Origin of the sequence: Paenibacillus caseinilyticus, from assembly GCF_027533645.1 — a bacterium.
GTDB classification, from domain to species: Bacteria; Bacillota; Bacilli; order Paenibacillales; family NBRC-103111; genus Paenibacillus_G; species Paenibacillus_G caseinilyticus.
The window spans coordinates 123,758-140,507 of record NZ_JAQAGY010000020.1 but is presented as its reverse complement, the minus strand read 5'-3'; the positions used below and the strand labels follow the sequence as shown (position 1 = coordinate 140,507).

Below are 16,750 nucleotides of genomic sequence, written 5' to 3'. Positions count from 1 at the left end.
GTCCATGAGAGGATCCTTTTTAGTGGATTTTGGACAGTAACTACCTGACCATTCCATTATAAAGGATTTTTTTTGTTGTCTCTTAAATCTCAATATTCTGAATTTATTTATGCAACGCTAGTGATGTTAAGAGTTAGATATAAAGTAGCATTTTCTTTGCAAGTGAAACATGTTAGCCTAAAGATACCGAAAGGTATCTTTTTTATGTTTACTAAGGGAGGATGAAAATGAGTTATCAACTTGTAATTCCTGATTCGGCAATATGTCAAAAAGCGACCCATCTTGTTAAAGAGCTGTCACCTGATTTTCTCTTCAACCATTGTGGTCGTACATATCATTTTGGTGGGCTGTTAGGCCAGCGTGAGCGTATGAAGGTGGATTTGGAATTATTTTATATTGGAGCAATCATGCATGATTTGGGACTCACTCATTCATGTGACCATGGATGTTCATTCGAGCTGGATGGAGCCGCTGCTGCTGAGGAATTTCTTCTTACCCACCATTATCCAAAGGAAAAGATGGATATCGTTCGTGAAGCTATACTTTTGCATACCACTGTAGAAGCAGAATCAAAAAGTCCAGAAATCGCATTAGTCCATTTTGGGGCAGGGTTTGATGTCGGACATTTTGATATACAGGACCTGTCGTCTGAAAGAGTTCAAGAAATTTTGGAAGCATATCCTCGGTTAGGTTTTAAAAAGGCATTCACCGAAGTGATTGTAAATGATGCTAAAAGAAAGCCTGGAACTCTTTCGGACCGGTTGCTGCATTGGGGGCTTGATAAAATGATCAATGCTTCCAGATTCTCAGAGTGAACAGGTAATGGTAGGGAGGAGAGCACGATGCAGCCGGCGATAATATTCGATATGGAGGGTGGTACCCTTTTCAAACCCGCACTATACTGAATCTGTCACTTGAAGAGTTACTTGGTGATTTACGGCTTGCCGGGCTACCAACAGTGCCATTGAAGTAAGGGGTAGCGATTAGGGGATTTCCCCTGCAACAACTATGGCTGGGTTATAGTAATAGCAGGGAAGTTCCAATATGTGGTAATATTAATGGGGGAGGTGATTCGGGTGCAATGGCTGGTAGTGACAGCGGGAGTATTAAGTTTATTATTTAGTTTTACTATGACGTGGAAAAGTGATGGACTCATCCAAGCTATTCTGAATCTAATAAGCTTTACAGGGTTCATGTTTGCTATACTCAATCCTTTTAAAAATACGTTCCACAGTACGCTGTTCATTCCTGCCTTGTCCATTGCGATAATGTCCAGTATGGTCTCGCTTATTATATGGTTGAGAGCCGAAAAACAAAAAAAAGAGATACGATAGCTAAATAAAGACACCGCGGCAGCCGGCCCAAAAGCAAATGATCGGCTGCCTTTATTGCGATAACGGCAGGATATTTTGGTTATAAGCGAACTCGGCCACTAGATTTATGGTGAAATACCCCAGACAGATAATGGTCGATAACCATGCGTCTTAGAATCAGGCCTGTCGGCAAGGTCGAATAACAGGAGGGGTTGGAAGGGGTCCTTTCCGATGAATTATCAATCGGTGGCGATTCTCTATCGTCTATTATGTTAATTGTGGTAGGTATATTATCGTTAATTAATTTTCTTGTTTTTACGAAAAACAAATAATCGCTTGAAATCCGGCTTCGATGGTACGCTTGGTCCTTTTATGGGACCTCGTATTCGATGTTTTTTTTGTTGCAAATGCAATAAAGATGAGTTAAATTTAATTCACGGATATTTTTTTGTTGCAAGTGCAATAAAAATCCGTGCTAAGGAGGCAATTATGAAGGAAATTCTTCGTGAAATTGGAATGATAGCCAGGGCATTGGATTCTATAAGCAATATAGAATTTAAAGAATATGAGCTTACAAAGGGACAGTATTTGTACCTTGTGCGAATATGTGAAAACCCGGGAATCATTCAAGAAAAGTTAGCTGAGATGATAAAAGTAGACAGAACAACAGCAGCGCGTGCTATACAAAAACTTGAAATAAATGGTTTTATTGAAAAGAAACAAGATACCTATAACAAAAAAATCAAAAAACTTTTTCCAACGGAGAAGGGGGAGAAGGTTTATCCTTTTATTAAAAGAGAAAATGAGTATTCCAATACCGTTGCATTAGAAGGATTTTCCGAAAGCGAAGTAGAAACCACCTTCCATCTTCTTCAAAGAATAAGAAAAAATATAGAAAAAGACTGGGAATTTGTGAAAAAGGGAAACGAGAGAAATTATTGAGTATGTAAAATAAAAGGAGCGACAATTTTAAATGACTGCAACAATAAAAAAGTGTACCCTTGAAGATTCACGCCAGCTTCAAGAAGTTAGTTATGAAACATTTAATGAGACATTTCACCATCAGAATTCACCCGAAAATATGAATGCTTATTTGGAAAAGGCTTTTCATTTAAAACAAGTAGAAAAAGAATTGTCCGATCCTTTTTCGCAATTCTTTTTTGTTTATTTTAATGATGAAGTGGCTGGATATTTAAAGGTCAATACCGATGATGCTCAGTCTGAAGAAATGGGCGTTGAATCACTTGAAATCGAAAGGATATATATTAAAAACAAATTTCAAAAACATGGGCTTGGAAAATATCTGCTAAATAAAGCTATAGAAGTTGCAATAGACCATGAAAAAAAGAAAATCTGGCTAGGCGTATGGGAAAAAAATGAAAATGCTATTGCCTTTTATAAAAAAATGGGGTTTGTCCAAACAGGAGCCCACTCTTTCTATATGGGTGATGAAGAACAAATCGATTTTATAATGACCAGAACACTCCTCTAACATTGCACTGTACTGACACTCCACGAACGGAGAACAATATCTATTCACAGTCAGGACGAAGCTGCCGGCACACGATCGGCGGCTTCATTACGTTAAGGGCAGCTTAGCGCAACAAACCTCGAGTTACCAACGTTAAAAGAATGGGTTAATTTACCATAATGAACGGAGACGTGATAAGCTTGATACGTTGGGTGTCTTTAGGGATGGTCGTTATACTCCTGTTGAGCTGGAACTCCGTGTTGTTGGCCAAGGAAAGGCCAGTGGGGGAGATCATCGGAGAAGTAAAGATGACGGATATTGAAGCTTATGTCAATGGCAAGCAGATTCCCTCAATGAACATAGATGGCTATACGGCCGTGACGGCAGAGAACTTGCGTTACTATGGCTTTGAGGTAGCTTGGTCACCTATAGAACGAGTGCTGAATATTGTGCCAGCCGCCAATCAAGAGATACAGGGAGTCGCTGTGCTGAATGACGAACAATCCCTCCAACCTTCTTCAGGGGCACATTGGAAGAACGTGCTGTCAACGGATATTGAAGTCTTTTACGAGAATCGCCCCCTTCGCTCATACAATATTGAAGGAACGACAGCCCTCCTGCTGAACGATTTGGAACCCTTCGGAGAATTGAAGTGGGATGAGGCCAAGCGGCAAATCCGGTATACCCCCTCACTTGACTCAAATGATGCTGAACCAAGCGCGGTTGGACTGCCTGAATCGAATATAAAGCTTGAACGAGATCAGAATATCGCCATGACCATTCAGTTTAAAGACGACGGGCAATATCTTGGAGACAAACAGATCGGATTTGTGGAAGAGGGGCTGCCGTTTTTCGAGCTGCCGTACTTTGCAGATGCATTCGGATACCAAATAACCAGGGATGGCGTAAACATCTCCGTGGATGAGGGACTGTACTCCTTTCACATCAGTCCAGGCAGTAATCAGGTCGGTACCTATTGGGGCGGACAGAGGGTGAAAACGATCCAGTTATACCGGGCGCCCCTAATGAAAAATGGAAAACTTCATTTGTTTTCAACAGACATGGAGCGACTGTTCGGATACGTCGGCTTATGGGACCAGACGAACCGCCGCCTGGATCTCCGCTATGACCATTATCTGGTGAAAGATTACGGACTTCCTCAGGAGGTGCATGGAGACCAGCTGCCCGTGCATCTGACCGTGCTCGATCCCGGGCCATTTCCTTACACGTTCTCCAGTACGCTTGGTTTATCTTTGGATAATTCAGGAGTCATTGGAAATGGGGGAGCGCTGAGCTTAGGTTATCATCTTGAGAAATATCAAGGTAAAGTCGTGGCACCCTTTGAATTACCCATTGCATTGACTGTAGGGACTAATCACATCACAGAAATAGTCAACATGGGCGAGCGTGTCCTCTATAGAGCTGCATACGACGTAAATGCCAATTTTGATTCCCTTCCTCTTGAGATCGACATCGCTAATTTTAGTTTGGACGGAAATCAACACGGCTATATTCGAACCCAAGATCCAAACTTGATCCTGACGGGGAAAGCCGCACACGGGTTCTACGTACAGGTAAGGAAATGGTCGGAAGGCAAAGGATTTCAGGACGTTAAAAAAGAAATGCAGGATATCGAAATCGATGCAGGAGGAGCGTTTGAGCTGCCTCTTTCTTTGGATCAAGGGAACGGTTTGTACTCCATTCAAATCCTCAAAACGGTACCTACTCCGCGTGGCCAGGGGTACATGAATGTAGGACACTTGTATGTGACGAGCTTAGCCAAGGAGTAAGATCCGGCTTCGGTCCCAGGCACCGGGTCTGCCTAATTCTCAGGCGATTAACTTCTTGGTGCCCACAGGATAACAGATACACCTATAATACAGATCGCGGCCCCGATCCAATCGTACATATCGGGTGTCTTCTTATCGACAAGCAAGCCCCATAGCACAGCAAGAATAACAAATACGCCTCCGTAAGCAGCGTAGACGCGCCCGAAGGACGGAAAGCTTTGTAATGTTGGGATGATGCCATACAAAATAAGAATGAGACTTCCGACAATGCCATACCAAAGTGGTTTGGATTCACGGAGCCACAGCCAGACCATATACCCCCCGCCTATTTCCGCAAGACCGGCAAGCACAAAAATAAATACAGCGAACAACACAGAGTATCCCCCTAATACGAGTCCGACTTTTCTATCTTCTCCAAGCGAAGTATAGCTCTTAGGGGAGGGCGATGTAAACGAAGAAAGGGGATTGGCTTGCAGGTCTTGGTAGGATAAGAGCTAAGCGAAGGCTTTCCTGCGAACGGATATTCAATCGAATATAACCATGATAAACTACAACTATAGGGGTTCACGCAATGATGGACGGAAATTGGAAAGCAGCCGAAAGGAGGTTGTCGGATGGCTTTGGGAAACGAAAAACCCAAAATACTCGGAAGCTATTTGAAATCCCGCCGCGAACGGATGAAACCGGATCCTGCCGACATTGTCGGCCGCTTCGGGAGAAGAAGAACGCCGGGATTGCGCAGGGAGGAGGTAGCTCATCTCGCGGGAGTAAGCATCACTTGGTATACCTGGCTGGAACAAGGCAGAGTCACCACCACCTCCAGGGAAGTCATTGAGAGTATCGGCAGAGCCTTGCAGCTGTCTCCTGAAGAACATCTTCATCTGCTTCATTTGGCCAACTACGGCGGAGAAGGGGACGCTCGTCCACAAGTTGAGGACATGAATCCAGCGCTTCAGAACATTATCGATCAATTGCACTATCCTGCAATTATCGCGAACACTCGGACTGAAGTGTTGGCGTTCAATCGGATGGCTTCCGAGATTATTGTAGATTTTGATGAAGTTCCTGCCGCGAAGCGCGTGATGACACGGTTAGTATGGATGGACCCCAGCCTGCGCAAGCAGTTGGTGAATTGGAAGGAATTCGCCGATTATACACTTGGGGTATTTCGCTCTAATTATGATCAGCAAGCGGGCGATCCTTGGTTCGAGCAATTCGTAAGGGAGCTGAGCGAGGAAAGTGAAGAGTTCCAGGCCCTATGGCGCAGGCACGAGGTTCAGCACAAGAAAGCCATACTATACACCTTTGACCATCCCGGCGCAGGCCGATTATTCTTCGAGTTAATCTCCTTTTCTCATCTTAATGGGAATCCGGGTTTCCACTGTTGTGTATTTACGCCCATCGCGGGCACCGATACCGAACTGAAATTAGCAGGGATTCGGGCATAAGCCTGTTAGTCCGAATACCTGTATCACTGCCAACAGGCTGCCTCCTTGAATGCCGAATATAATGAACTTATTCAAGAGTTCAAGGAGGGTATCGACATTGAGAGCTATGATTATCGATCGACCAGGAGGACCTGCAAATCTGCAGCTGAGGGAGAAGCCGGATTTGGAGCCGGCCCCCGGTATGCTGACCATTGACGTTGCTTACGCCGGAGTAGGCTATTTTGAAGTATTGCTGAGCCGCGGCGAATTCCAGTCCGCTTTTCCGATGCCGCTGACTCCCGGCTTGGAAGTATCGGGATACGTGCGTGCTATCGGGGAAGGCGTAGAGGGTTTCCATGTGGGTCAACCCGTTGCTTCGATGACGCTGCATGATCTCAACGGGTTTGCATCCATGGCGAATGTGCGGCCGGATCTGACGGTTCCGTTAGATCAGTTAGGAGCCGAGCTCGACTTAGCGACGGCGGCCGCCTCCATAGTCAATCTGACCACCGCTTATCTGGCGCTTAAAGACGTGTATAGAATGAGAACGGGTGACAACGTCCTCGTTCATGCGGCGGTTGGCGGGCTGGGCAGCTTCTTGGGGCAGGTGGCGAAGCGTCTGGGAGCAGGCAAGGTGCTCGGAACCGTCGGAAGCGCCGGCAAAACAAAGCTGGCCGAATCCCTCGGATATGACGAATTATTTGTCCGATCCGATTTTGTGGAGCAGACCCTGCGGGCAACCGGACAAAAAGGCGTTCATGCCGTCTTTGATCCGGTGGGAGGCAATCTGCGCAAGCAAAGCTTAGAGGTTCTTCGCCCGCTCGGACAGCTGGTTGTAGTGGGTAATGCCAGCGGGGATGAGGATGTTAACCATTCTTTTAATCAAATCTGGTTTTCCAACCATCAGTTTGCGGGCTTTACCTTAGGCGGATACAGCGACAGCAACCCGGTGGAGACCGGGAAAGCGGCGCGGGAAGCACTAGGTATGCTGGCAAGAAAAGAGATCCATGCGGAGATTCAAGGCGTATATCCTCTGGAGCATGCTGCAGAAGCTCTTTCTTTATTGGAAGAGAGGAACACGGTCGGGAAATTGGTTTTGAAAATATAAGCGGAGGCTGCCGGCACGATCGGCGGCTTTTTATGTTATGGAACAACATACCTGTTCTAATTGTTCACAGACTGTTCACTTATGAGGAGGGTGGCGCTATCTCTATAATAACAAAGGTAAACAGAAAGGATGATGGAGCTTGCCGGCAACGAAGAGAGAAGAATTTTATTTTGGATTGATGATGTGCGGTGGGATGGTATTGGGGATGATGTCTTACAACTTATTTACGAATGGATTGATCGGCACCCTGTCCGTGAAAGAAATACTTCTTCAACTGATTCTGGTCTTTATACTTGCATCCTTATTGGAGCTATGTATTGTCGGTCCCGTGGCGAAGAAGATTGCTTTTTCATTACCGTATGACAAGTCCAAGAAGGTGCTTGTCATTTTATCCCTGGCCTTTTGTATGGTCTGCGGCATGGTGCTCTGTATGTCGCTTTACGGATTGGGGACGGCTTACTTCTCAGACAAGCTGACGGGACAGTCCTTGCTTGGAAGTTACTTTTCCTTAGTATTCAAAAATTTCATTTTTGCTCTTCCGCTACAGCTGATCATTGTCGGACCGCTTGTCCGGTATGTATTCGCAAAATTCGTTAAACCAAAAGGAATGACGGAAGCAGTAAGCTAGGGCTGGGAATTCCGGCAGGGCTTGAGCGCTGAACCGTTCGGTCAATCCCAAAGCACCGCCTTCCACACGCCACTGCGGCCCCTGAGGAAGCGGTGTTTTTGGTAACTTGACCTGTATGGGATCAGGTAAAGAATGACATGGTAATTTTGGAATGACGGCTGAAGTTTTATCATAAAATATCTGTTAGGTAGACCAATGGAAGGGCGTTACGATTGGGACTGAGAGAAGAGGCATGCTGCCTAGTCGGCCTGCCTTTTTTGATGGATATAGGCAGCCTGCGGCGCCGGCCTGCGCCCTCTTAGGGATGCGGAAAATGCGGGACGGCACAGCGGCAAACGGAGATTTTTAGGGAAAGCAGGAATTAGTATTAGGTAAGATGCCAAATTTAAGGTAAGATAGGAGTAACGGTCCAGGGCATACTACTTAGTGGAAGGGAAGTTAATCGGATTTATTTATACAACAGGGGACCCGCAGAGAGATAGATTCATACAGACTACAGTTTAGGAAACGGCTTCCACTCCTTCGGGGATGCCGGGAAAGAGGGAGAAAACAAGAATGAAGATAAATCTTAACTTTACGAACAAGGGACAGGCGGCCATCGCCAACTTCAACAACGACGAGCTTCTGGAAATCTTCAGAAGATACATGAACACGCTCACGAAGAAGTATGCCGTGGATGTATTTGTTTCTTCGGAAGCCAATCAAAGCATTGTGGACGATGGGGTACTGAAGATCGAGCTGTCGAACATCGACTGTAATGTGGAGGCGTTCTTCCGGGAGCTCGGGACCGATATCAAGGTGCCGCTCAAGAAACGGATCGGCGACGGCAAGCTGGATAACGTGTTCAAAGCGGTGCAGGAAAAAAATTAATTCACGGACACCGGACCTTTTCGGAAGCGAAAAGGGATAGGAACCAGGCAAGCGTCTCTTTGCGCTCATGCGCAAACGAGGCGTTTCGTTATGGGCGCGTATAAACCATGAACACCGGCGAACGCTATGAGAAGCGCTGCGGATGAGCGCCCCGACTGGGGGCGTTTTTTGTCGTAAAAAATAGGAATATATGGGGATGGACAGGAATTCCTTCCAAAGTTAAGATGAACTATGGCATACATAAAGACAGCAAGGGGACTAATGGATATGAAAAAAGTCAGCCTGATGGCAGTCGGAATATTGGTCTTCGCGGCCGGAGTGGCCAGCGGAGCGGGTATGAACGGTGATTATAAAGGGAACCCGATCGTGAAGGTCACGGTCAATGGAAAAGAAGTCGTCAGCGAAGTTCCTGCGCAGATTATCGACGGCACCACAATGCTTCCGCTGCGGGCGATCTCGCAAGCGCTGGGGGCAGAGCAATCGAAGATTCAGTGGAAGCCCGGCACGTACTCGGTAGATATGCTGGTCCGTACTCCGGACCTTGCGCCCGCGCTCGGAAAAGAACTGGGTACGCTCTATCAGTATACGAAGGATCTCGCCGCAACCCATAAAGCGGACAAGAGTAAGGTCGTCTTCGGCACCCTGGGCAGCAGCGTTACAGTAGGAGCAGGTTCTTCGGGACCCGACAAAACGTGGTCGTACATGGTGTTCGACCGCTTCAATAAGGACATCGGTTCCGGTACGGTCCGTTATGAGAATACCGGCTTCGGCGGATATTCCACGGCCCTCCTGCTCAAGGAGAAGAAAACCGACGTCATTGCGAAGCAGAAGCTGGATCTGCTCTTCTTCGAAACCTGCCTCATCAACGACTACGGGGCCAACCTTCCCATCGAACAAACCAAGAGCAACATCAAGGAACTCATGAAACAGATCCAGACGAAGATGCCGAACACCCGGGTCGTCTTGACCTCGGCCAATCCGATCAAGAAGACGTATCCCAACAGCCAGGGTTTGACCTATGAAGATTACGTCAACCAGGTAGGGGCGTTCATCCAGGATAACGGCTGGACTTACTTTGATATTTATCACCCTTACATCGAGGAGATGAAGAAGTCCGGTCTGGAGCTGAATGATCTGCTCGCGGACGATGCGCATCCGAACGATAAGGGATACGCCATCTGGGGCAACCTGCTGCTCGATTATGTATACGGCAAGCGCTCCTAAGCGTGTGCAGAAGGCAAAAGGATAACCCAAAGAACGCCTCCGGATCCGGAGGCGTTCTTTGCGATGAGCGGGTGGTCTGCTGGCCCTTGGGCCTGCAGCGGCGGAATTACTTCACGGCCCACATCGATTCGATCTCTTCGAGCGACTTGCCCTTCGTCTCGGGAATGGAGCGCCAGGTGAAGAGGAAGGTAACGAGAGACATGACGGCGAACAGCCAGAAGGTCGGTGCCGCACCTGCGGCAGCGAGCAGCGGGGGGAAGGAGTGAGAGACGGCATAATCCGCCACCCACAGCGCCATCGTGCCGATCGCCATGGCCCTGCCCCGGATGCGGCTTGGGAAGATCTCGGAGAGCACGACCCAGAGCACCGCGCCTAGCGAGACCGCGAAGGAGGCGACATAGAGCAGAATGAAGATCAGTACAAGCGGCCCGGACGTATGGCCGGTCTGGAACGCGAAACCGATGACCGTCAGGCAGACCGTCATCGAAGCGGAGCCGACCAGAAGCAGCACTTTGCGGCCCACTTTGTCGACGAGCCACAGCGACAGCATGGTGAAGAGCAGATTGACGAAGCCGATCAGGATGGTCTGAACCAGCGAGGCATCCGTGCCGGTGCCGGCTTCCTTGAAGATAATCGGCGCGTAATACATGATGGCGTTGATGCCCGTAATCTGCTGCAGAACCGCGAGGACGACCCCGATGAACAAGGCTGCTCTCGCACCGGGCAGGAAGAGCTGCCGGAGGCTGCCGGTTTCCTCCTTGGACGAAGCCTTGATCGCGAGCACCTCCTGCCGGGCCAGCTCTTCGCCGTGGATTTTCAGCAGGGTGGTCAGCGCCTCCTGAGGCCGTCCTTGCTTGATCAGCCAGCGGGGGCTCTCCGGAACGAAGAACAGAAGAACGAGGAACAGCAGGCCCGGAACGGCGCCGGCGCCGAACATCCAGCGCCAGGCGGTCGAGACGTCCCAAGCGTCGTCGCCATAGCCGGCGATCCAGGAGTTGACGAAGTAGACGAGGAAGATACCCGTCACGATGGCGAGCTGGTTCAAAGCGACCAGCCGCCCGCGGTACTTGGCCGGGGCGATCTCCGCGTTATACAGCGGGCAGAGGGCCGACGTAATGCCGATCCCGATTCCGCCGATGATCCGGGCGATAATGTACCCGTCGAACGTATCCGGAAGAGCGGACCCGACGGTGCCTCCGATGAAGAGGAGGGCAGCGGTGATGAGCACCTTCTTGCGTCCGAACCTGTCGCCGAGCGTGCCGGAGAAGGCCGAGCCCGCGATGCAGCCGATGATAATGCTGGAGACGGCCCAACCGAGCTGGGCTTGGCTGAGGTCGAAGCGCTGCTCGAGGAACCCGAGCGCGCCGGATACCACCGCCGTATCGAAGCCGAATAATACGCCTCCGAGGGCGGCGACGATCGATACCAGCGTGACGAACAGCATGTTCGGCTGCCCGGTTTGTTGTTCCACCGGCGGCTGCTCTTCGATAGGGACTTCTATCTGACTTTCCGGTTCTTGATGGATAACGAGTGACACGGTTATTCTCCCCTTTCCATGAATCTCCAACGATTTGGAGAAGCTTCCAGAGGATTATAACACCCGTCCGAATGCCCCGGGGCGGCAACCGCCTGCACTAATCCGTCTTCTTCCTGCACTTAATTACTTAGGGGATTTACGATCCGTCACGGGAGCGGGGACTAGCACAAATTTCACTCCGGCAGCACAAAAAAGTCCATGCCTTCTTGGCATGGACTTCCCCATACAGGGGGGTTACCGTCCCTGACCCCGGTACTCCGTGGGGGTGAAGCCCGTGACTTTCTTGAACACGCGGCTGAAATAATTCGGGTCCTTGTAGCCGGCTTCGAAGCACACTTCCTTCAAGCTGAGCGTATCCGAAGCGATGAGGGCTTTGGCTTTGTCGATCCGCAGACGGGTAAGAAAGTCGATGAACGTTTCGCCGATGCCCTGCTTGAAGATTTTGCTGAGGTAGTGGGGGTTGAGATGAACGTAGTCCGCTACGTCCTCCAGCGACAGCTCCTCGGTGAAGTGCTCCTCGATATAGCTCTTCGCCCGGTCCAGCACGCTTAAAGTTTGCTCTTCGCGTTCTTCCCGGATGCGGTGCAGCGCGGAGACGACATAGGAACGGTGCAGCGGGTAGTCCTGCGGTGCCTCTTCCTGCGTGGAGGCCGGGAGGCCGCGCTCGCCCCGCTGCAGTTCGTCGAAGCGGCAGATGCGGGTATCGGGGCCCTCATAGGCGGAAGCCAGCACCGCTTGAAAGTAGGAGCGGCGCAGCCCCTCGGCCCCCCTCCCGGCCGTGCCGATGCCGACGGAGACGGGCAGGTCCAGCTGGCGCCCCACCAGGGCGCAGAGCTGCTCGCCGATCCGCTGCGTCTCCGCTTTCTGCCGGTCCCCCGGAAGATCCGGGGACTGGTGCAGAAAGAGGGCCATATGCCGGTCGATGAGGGAACTGACGATGCAGGGATGGGCGCTGCTTTTGGCAAAGGTACGGACGGTATCATGGATTTTTTTCTTGTCCCTGGTGTGGACGTTCTCCGGGAAGGCCGCCACAAGAGCGCAGCCTCCGTCCAGCGGGAACCCGAGCCACTGCGCCAGCTGCCCGCTGTCGGCGTCCGCCACCTGGTCGACCATAATCATCAAGGCCAGTTCATTCTCGGCGAGGGGAAGCAGCCGGGATACCTGGTGCCGGAGCCGGAGCTCCTCCGCCCGTTGGCGCTTCTCTCCTTCGAGCTCCCGGACGAGCGACTGCAGCGTCTCCACAACCTGCGTCCACTTGGCCGGTTTCACGATGTATTCCTTGGCGCCGAGCGACAGCGCTTCTTGGGCATAAGAGAAATAATCATACGCCGTCACGAGCACGAATTTGGCTCCGGGCAGGCGCTGTTTGATCTCCCGGAGCGCTTCGAGGCCCTGAATCCCCGGCATATTCACGTCCATCAGGATGATATGCGGGCGGTGCTCCTCGGCCCGTTCGATCGCTATCCGCCCGTTCTCCGCATGAATCACCTCGAAGACGCCCGGCATCTTATGCTCCACAATCCACTGCAGGCCTTCCCGCTCCAGCGCTTCGTCATCGGCAATCATCAGTCGGTACATGGGCAGGCTCCTCCTTGTCATCCTCTTCTCCTGCGGGTATCCGCAGGGTGATCCGCGTTCCCTGTCCGGGCCCGCTATCGATCTCGATCATATCGTCCCTGCCGTAGTACAGCGCGAGCCGCTTGAATACATTACGGGTGCCAAGGCCCGTGGAATGCTTCTTACCCTCTGAACCCTCGAGCCGGAGCAGGCTTTGCCGGACCGCTTCGTCCATGCCTGCCCCGTTGTCCGCTACGGTGACCGATACTCCGGCGGGGGTGCGTACGATGTCGAGCCGGATCACGGCCCCCTGCTCCAGATGGGCGATGCCGTGCAGGAAGGCATTCTCGACCAGAGGCTGCAGCGTCAGCGCCGGGATCCCGGTCTGAAGCGCCGCTTCATCGGCGGCGAGCTCGAAGCGGACCCTCTCGCGGAAGCGGGCCTGCTGGATCGTCACGTATTCCTTCAGATGCTGCAGCTCGTCTTGGAGGGTCACCGGGCGGTCCAGCCGGCCCAGGTTGTACCGGAGCAGATTCGACATCGAGACGATGAGATCGCTCGTCCGCTCCGCCCCTTCCAGCAGGGCGAGCTTCGAGAGTACATTGAGCGTGTTGAACAGGAAGTGCGGATGAATCTGGCTCTGCAGTGCCTGGAGCTCCAGCTCCTTCAGGAGACGGTCTTTCTCCAGGCTTTCTTTGTCGCGCTCGATCAATCCGGCCAGATCGGCCAGCATCCGCTGGAAGGCATCGGACAAGATCCCGAGCTCGTCCCCCGTGGGGGGAGGCGGTTCGGGCTGCAGATTGCCTCTTGAGATCTCGCCGGCCATGGTAACGAGGCGGCTGACCGGACCGGTAATGCTGCGGGAGATCCATACCGCGATCATGATGCTGAGCAGCGTGTTGACGGCAAAGATGCCGGCGCCCAGCCGGTTGATGCGTCCGTTCTCTTCCCGGATCTGCCGGAATACGGGCCGGTAGACGCTGAGCTCGAGATCCACAAGCCGCAGACCCTCCTCCCGGATGAACCCGGCGGTCCGCTCCGCCTCTTCATAATGAGTCAGGGCTGCGCCGGGGGCAGGCGACTGGGCGGCGGCGAGGGCCGCTTGCTCCTGCTTCAGCAGCGTATCCAGCAGATGCGTGTATTCGGTCACGCCCGAAGCCAAGGGGGAGTCTGAGGAGGCTCCGGCCAGCATGACGCGGACTCCAAGGAGATCCTCGCGGGCCGATGCCAGCTCCGCGGCGGCAGGCTCGCCCCGGTCGAGCAGGTACGTGTAGAGCCGGCTTACTTGCGCTTCGGCGGTCTGAACGGACTGCTGGTAGAGCAGAATGCGGTTCATCTGCCCGTCGTAGCTCATCTGTACGACCTTGCCGCTCTCGAAGAGAAGGTACGTTACGGTATTCATGAGGAGCACCAGCAGCGGGATGAACAGCAGCAGCTTTCTGCGGATCGTCATGGGCAGGCTCCTCCGGCGGAGGCGTCCGCGGAGTCAATCGCCTCACGCGAGTAGACCCCCGCTTCCGTGAAGTGCTCCGAGGCTACAGGCCTTCCCTGAAAATAATCATGGAGCAGGGCGACCGCTCCGTAGCCCATCTGATACGGCTGCTGGACAACTGTAGATTCGATCCGGCAGGCGGCAACGGCCTCCTTCGTCTCGGGGAGATCGTCGAACGCGAAGATGCCGAGCCCCTGCGGCCGGAGGCGGCTGGCGGCTTCCAGGGCGCCCATACCGTCGAGGGCGCTGAATCCGGCCAGATAGCCCATCTGCGGATACAGCGCCAGCAGCTCTTCCGTCTGCTGCGCCGCCTGCAGGCGGGATACGTCGGTGGAGCGCACTTCGGCGATGCGCAGCTCCGGATAGCGGGATATCACAGAGCGGAAGCCGGCGAGGCGAAGCTGCTGGCTGTAGGCCTGCGGGCTGCCGATCAGCACGCCGACGGTGCCTTCGCCCCGGGCTTTGCGCGCGAGAAGCTCGCCCATCGTCTCGCCCGCCTTCCGGTTATCCGTGCCGATATAGGCCAGCCGCCGGCTGTCCGGTTCGTCGGCATCGATAGTGATGACGGGGATGCCCTCAAGCATTGCCTTATCGATCAATGCACGGTGTGCCGGGTCGTTGATGCCTTGGATCAGCACGGCATCAGCCCTGGATGCCAGCGCCTTCTCCAGCAGGCGGATCTGCTCCTGCGGTTGAATGCGCAGCGGGCCCCGGTACTCGAGCTCCATGCCGAAGGTCTCCGCGGCTTCCCGGGCCCCGCGCTCGATCGTCCGCCAGAAGGGATTGTCCTGTACCTGTGCGATCAGGACGACATGCGGGAGGGCTTGGCCTGGCGCCCCCTTGTCTGCAGGAAGCGCCAGCTCCCGGATCCGCAGCGTAGCCAGCAGGAACTGCAGGAGCAGGCCGACCAGCAGGAGAAGCAGAACGATAATGCCAAGATTCCACAGTTTGCGAGAGAGCATGCCTTTCTCCTTTGCGTCCGAAGTAGACCCCATTATAGCAAGAAAGCGGGAAAGAGACGAAAAATAAAGCTTGCAGGTGACGTAACGTCACCCGCTATAATCGGAGTCAGGAAGCGGAGAAGGGAAAGCGAGGCTGGGTGCACAGCATGAAAGAACCACAGCAAGCCTATATGACCACCGGGCAAATGGCGAGGCGCACAGGGATGACGCTGCGTACACTGCGGTATTACGACGAGATCGGCCTGCTGAAGCCCGCGCATCATCCCGGGACGGCGGCCAGGCTGTACGGCAAGGACGATCTGATCCGGCTGCAGCGCATCCAGACGCTGAAGTATATCGGGCTGCCCCTGACGGGCATCGCACAGATTCTGTCAGCGGAGATTCTGCCCGGGGAGGATGTGCTCGCCTCGCTGCGGATGCAGAAGGAGCTGATAGGCCAGAAGATGGCTCATGTACGGTACGTGGCGAAAGCGGTCGATGAAGCGCTCGGCCTGCTGGAGCGCGGGGAGGCGGAGGAGGGCTGGGACGGCCTGACGGCGTTGATCCATACGGTCCAGACGGAAAAAGACTGGGGCGAGCAGTACCGGAGCGCCGCGCGGCTGCAGGCGAGGATCTCTCTGTACGACACCTTCAGCGCCAACCGCACCGGCTGGCACCGGTGGTTCTTCGGCCAGCTGCCGGATGTTCCGGGCCTCAAGGTGCTTGAGCTCGGGTGCGGGGATGGTACGCTGTGGCTGCGGAATAAGGAGCGCATTCCGGATTCCTGGCGCATGACGCTGACGGATCTTTCCCCCGGCATGCTGGAGGAGGCGCGGACCCGGCTGGAAGACGTACCGGGGCGCTTTCGGTTTCTGGCGGCGGACGCGGCGGATATTCCTTTTCACGAAGAAGAATTCGATATCGTCATTGCGAACCACATGCTGTACCATGTGCTGGACATTGCGCAGGCCGCCGCCCAGATGCACCGGGTGCTGAAGCCGGGAGGCGCCCTGTATGCGTCCACCATGAGCCTGCGGCATCTGAGGGAAGTGGAGCTGCTGGCGCAGGCGTTCGACCCCCGGATCGAAGTGCTGGACCCGGTGCTGGGCCGGTTCCACCTGGAGAACGGGGAGAGTGCTCTTGCGGAGCATTTTGCGGAAGTCGGGTGCCGCCGCTATGAAGATCACCTGCTGGTGGACGATGCGGAGCCGCTGATCGCTTATATCACCTCGACCCCCATGAACGCGAAGGAGCTTCTGGTCGGCCCCGCCCTGGAGGGGTTTCGGGAGGAACTGCAGCACCGCTTAGCACGCGAAGGAAGCATTTATATTACGAAGGATACGGGGTATTTTTGGGCCGTGAAGTCCTAAAATCCTGAAAATCCCATTGGGA

15 protein-coding genes are annotated in these 16,750 nt (G+C 53.0%); 10 read left to right on the top strand and 5 right to left on the bottom strand.

The window, feature by feature from the left end; all coding sequences use genetic code 11:
• Positions 1 to 227 precede the first annotated feature (227 nt).
• The 4 genes from O9H32_RS24740 to O9H32_RS24725 all read left to right on the top strand — a co-directional run bounded on the left by O9H32_RS24740 (position 228) and on the right by O9H32_RS24725 (position 4,574).
• Positions 228 to 815: an HD domain-containing protein gene (locus O9H32_RS24740; RefSeq protein ID WP_269868798.1), complete on the top strand. Its 588-nt coding sequence runs from the start codon at positions 228 to 230 to the stop codon at positions 813 to 815.
• A 987-nt stretch (positions 816 to 1,802) separates the two neighbouring features.
• The gene (locus O9H32_RS24735; RefSeq protein WP_269868797.1) at positions 1,803 to 2,255 is read left to right on the top strand and encodes a MarR family winged helix-turn-helix transcriptional regulator; all 453 of its coding nucleotides are present in this window, start codon (positions 1,803 to 1,805) and stop codon (positions 2,253 to 2,255) included.
• 31 nt (positions 2,256 to 2,286) lie between these two features.
• Positions 2,287 to 2,805 carry a GNAT family N-acetyltransferase gene (locus tag O9H32_RS24730; protein ID WP_269868796.1) on the top strand — a complete coding sequence of 173 codons (519 nt, stop codon included), beginning with the start codon at positions 2,287 to 2,289 and terminating at the stop codon, positions 2,803 to 2,805.
• Positions 2,806 to 3,092: 287 nt separating this feature from the next.
• The gene (locus O9H32_RS24725; protein ID WP_269868795.1) at positions 3,093 to 4,574 is read left to right on the top strand and encodes a hypothetical protein; all 1,482 of its coding nucleotides are present in this window, start codon (positions 3,093 to 3,095) and stop codon (positions 4,572 to 4,574) included.
• A 47-nt stretch (positions 4,575 to 4,621) separates the two neighbouring features.
• On the opposite strand, the gene O9H32_RS24720 is transcribed toward O9H32_RS24725, so the two are convergent.
• A complete protein-coding gene (locus tag O9H32_RS24720) occupies positions 4,622 to 4,948 on the bottom strand; it encodes a YnfA family protein (protein ID WP_269868794.1) in 327 nt (108 codons plus the stop codon).
• 240 nt (positions 4,949 to 5,188) lie between these two features.
• On the opposite strand from O9H32_RS24720, the gene O9H32_RS24715 reads away from it, so the two are divergent.
• The 5 genes from O9H32_RS24715 (at position 5,189) to O9H32_RS24695 (ending at position 9,831) form a co-directional block, all read left to right on the top strand.
• A complete protein-coding gene (locus O9H32_RS24715; protein ID WP_269868793.1) occupies positions 5,189 to 6,022 on the top strand; it encodes a helix-turn-helix transcriptional regulator in 834 nt (277 codons plus the stop codon).
• Positions 6,023 to 6,119: 97 nt separating this feature from the next.
• Entirely contained in the window at positions 6,120 to 7,109 is a 990-nt protein-coding gene (locus O9H32_RS24710; RefSeq protein WP_319946951.1) for a quinone oxidoreductase family protein, read from the top strand.
• A 139-nt stretch (positions 7,110 to 7,248) separates the two neighbouring features.
• Complete coding sequence (locus tag O9H32_RS24705; RefSeq protein WP_269868791.1) at positions 7,249 to 7,737, top strand: hypothetical protein; 489 nt, start codon at positions 7,249 to 7,251, stop codon at positions 7,735 to 7,737.
• A 555-nt stretch (positions 7,738 to 8,292) separates the two neighbouring features.
• Positions 8,293 to 8,607, top strand: a complete 315-nt coding sequence (locus tag O9H32_RS24700) for a hypothetical protein (protein ID WP_269868790.1) — start codon at positions 8,293 to 8,295, stop codon at positions 8,605 to 8,607.
• A gap of 267 nt (positions 8,608 to 8,874) precedes the next feature.
• Positions 8,875 to 9,831: a GDSL-type esterase/lipase family protein gene (locus O9H32_RS24695; RefSeq protein ID WP_269868789.1), complete on the top strand. Its 957-nt coding sequence runs from the start codon at positions 8,875 to 8,877 to the stop codon at positions 9,829 to 9,831.
• A 106-nt stretch (positions 9,832 to 9,937) separates the two neighbouring features.
• Here the strand turns inward: O9H32_RS24695 and O9H32_RS24690 are convergent, their stop codons facing one another.
• The 4 genes from O9H32_RS24690 to O9H32_RS24675 form a co-directional block, all read right to left on the bottom strand.
• On the bottom strand, positions 9,938 to 11,368 hold the full coding sequence (locus O9H32_RS24690; protein ID WP_269868788.1) for a sugar porter family MFS transporter: 1,431 nt from the start codon (positions 11,366 to 11,368) through the stop codon (positions 9,938 to 9,940).
• 234 nt (positions 11,369 to 11,602) lie between these two features.
• The gene (locus O9H32_RS24685) at positions 11,603 to 12,946 is read right to left on the bottom strand and encodes a response regulator transcription factor (RefSeq protein ID WP_269868787.1); all 1,344 of its coding nucleotides are present in this window, start codon (positions 12,944 to 12,946) and stop codon (positions 11,603 to 11,605) included.
• The gene (locus O9H32_RS24680; RefSeq protein WP_269868786.1) at positions 12,921 to 14,378 is read right to left on the bottom strand and encodes a sensor histidine kinase; all 1,458 of its coding nucleotides are present in this window, start codon (positions 14,376 to 14,378) and stop codon (positions 12,921 to 12,923) included. The genes O9H32_RS24685 and O9H32_RS24680 overlap by 26 nt, the downstream gene beginning before the upstream one ends.
• Positions 14,375 to 15,379 carry a substrate-binding domain-containing protein gene (locus O9H32_RS24675; protein WP_269868785.1) on the bottom strand — a complete coding sequence of 335 codons (1,005 nt, stop codon included), beginning with the start codon at positions 15,377 to 15,379 and terminating at the stop codon, positions 14,375 to 14,377. The genes O9H32_RS24680 and O9H32_RS24675 overlap by 4 nt, the downstream gene beginning before the upstream one ends.
• Before the next feature lie 146 nt (positions 15,380 to 15,525).
• Between O9H32_RS24675 and O9H32_RS24670 the strand changes: the two genes are divergently transcribed.
• Positions 15,526 to 16,728 carry a MerR family transcriptional regulator gene (locus O9H32_RS24670; RefSeq protein ID WP_269868784.1) on the top strand — a complete coding sequence of 401 codons (1,203 nt, stop codon included), beginning with the start codon at positions 15,526 to 15,528 and terminating at the stop codon, positions 16,726 to 16,728.
• The last annotated feature ends 22 nt before the right edge of the window (positions 16,729 to 16,750 follow it).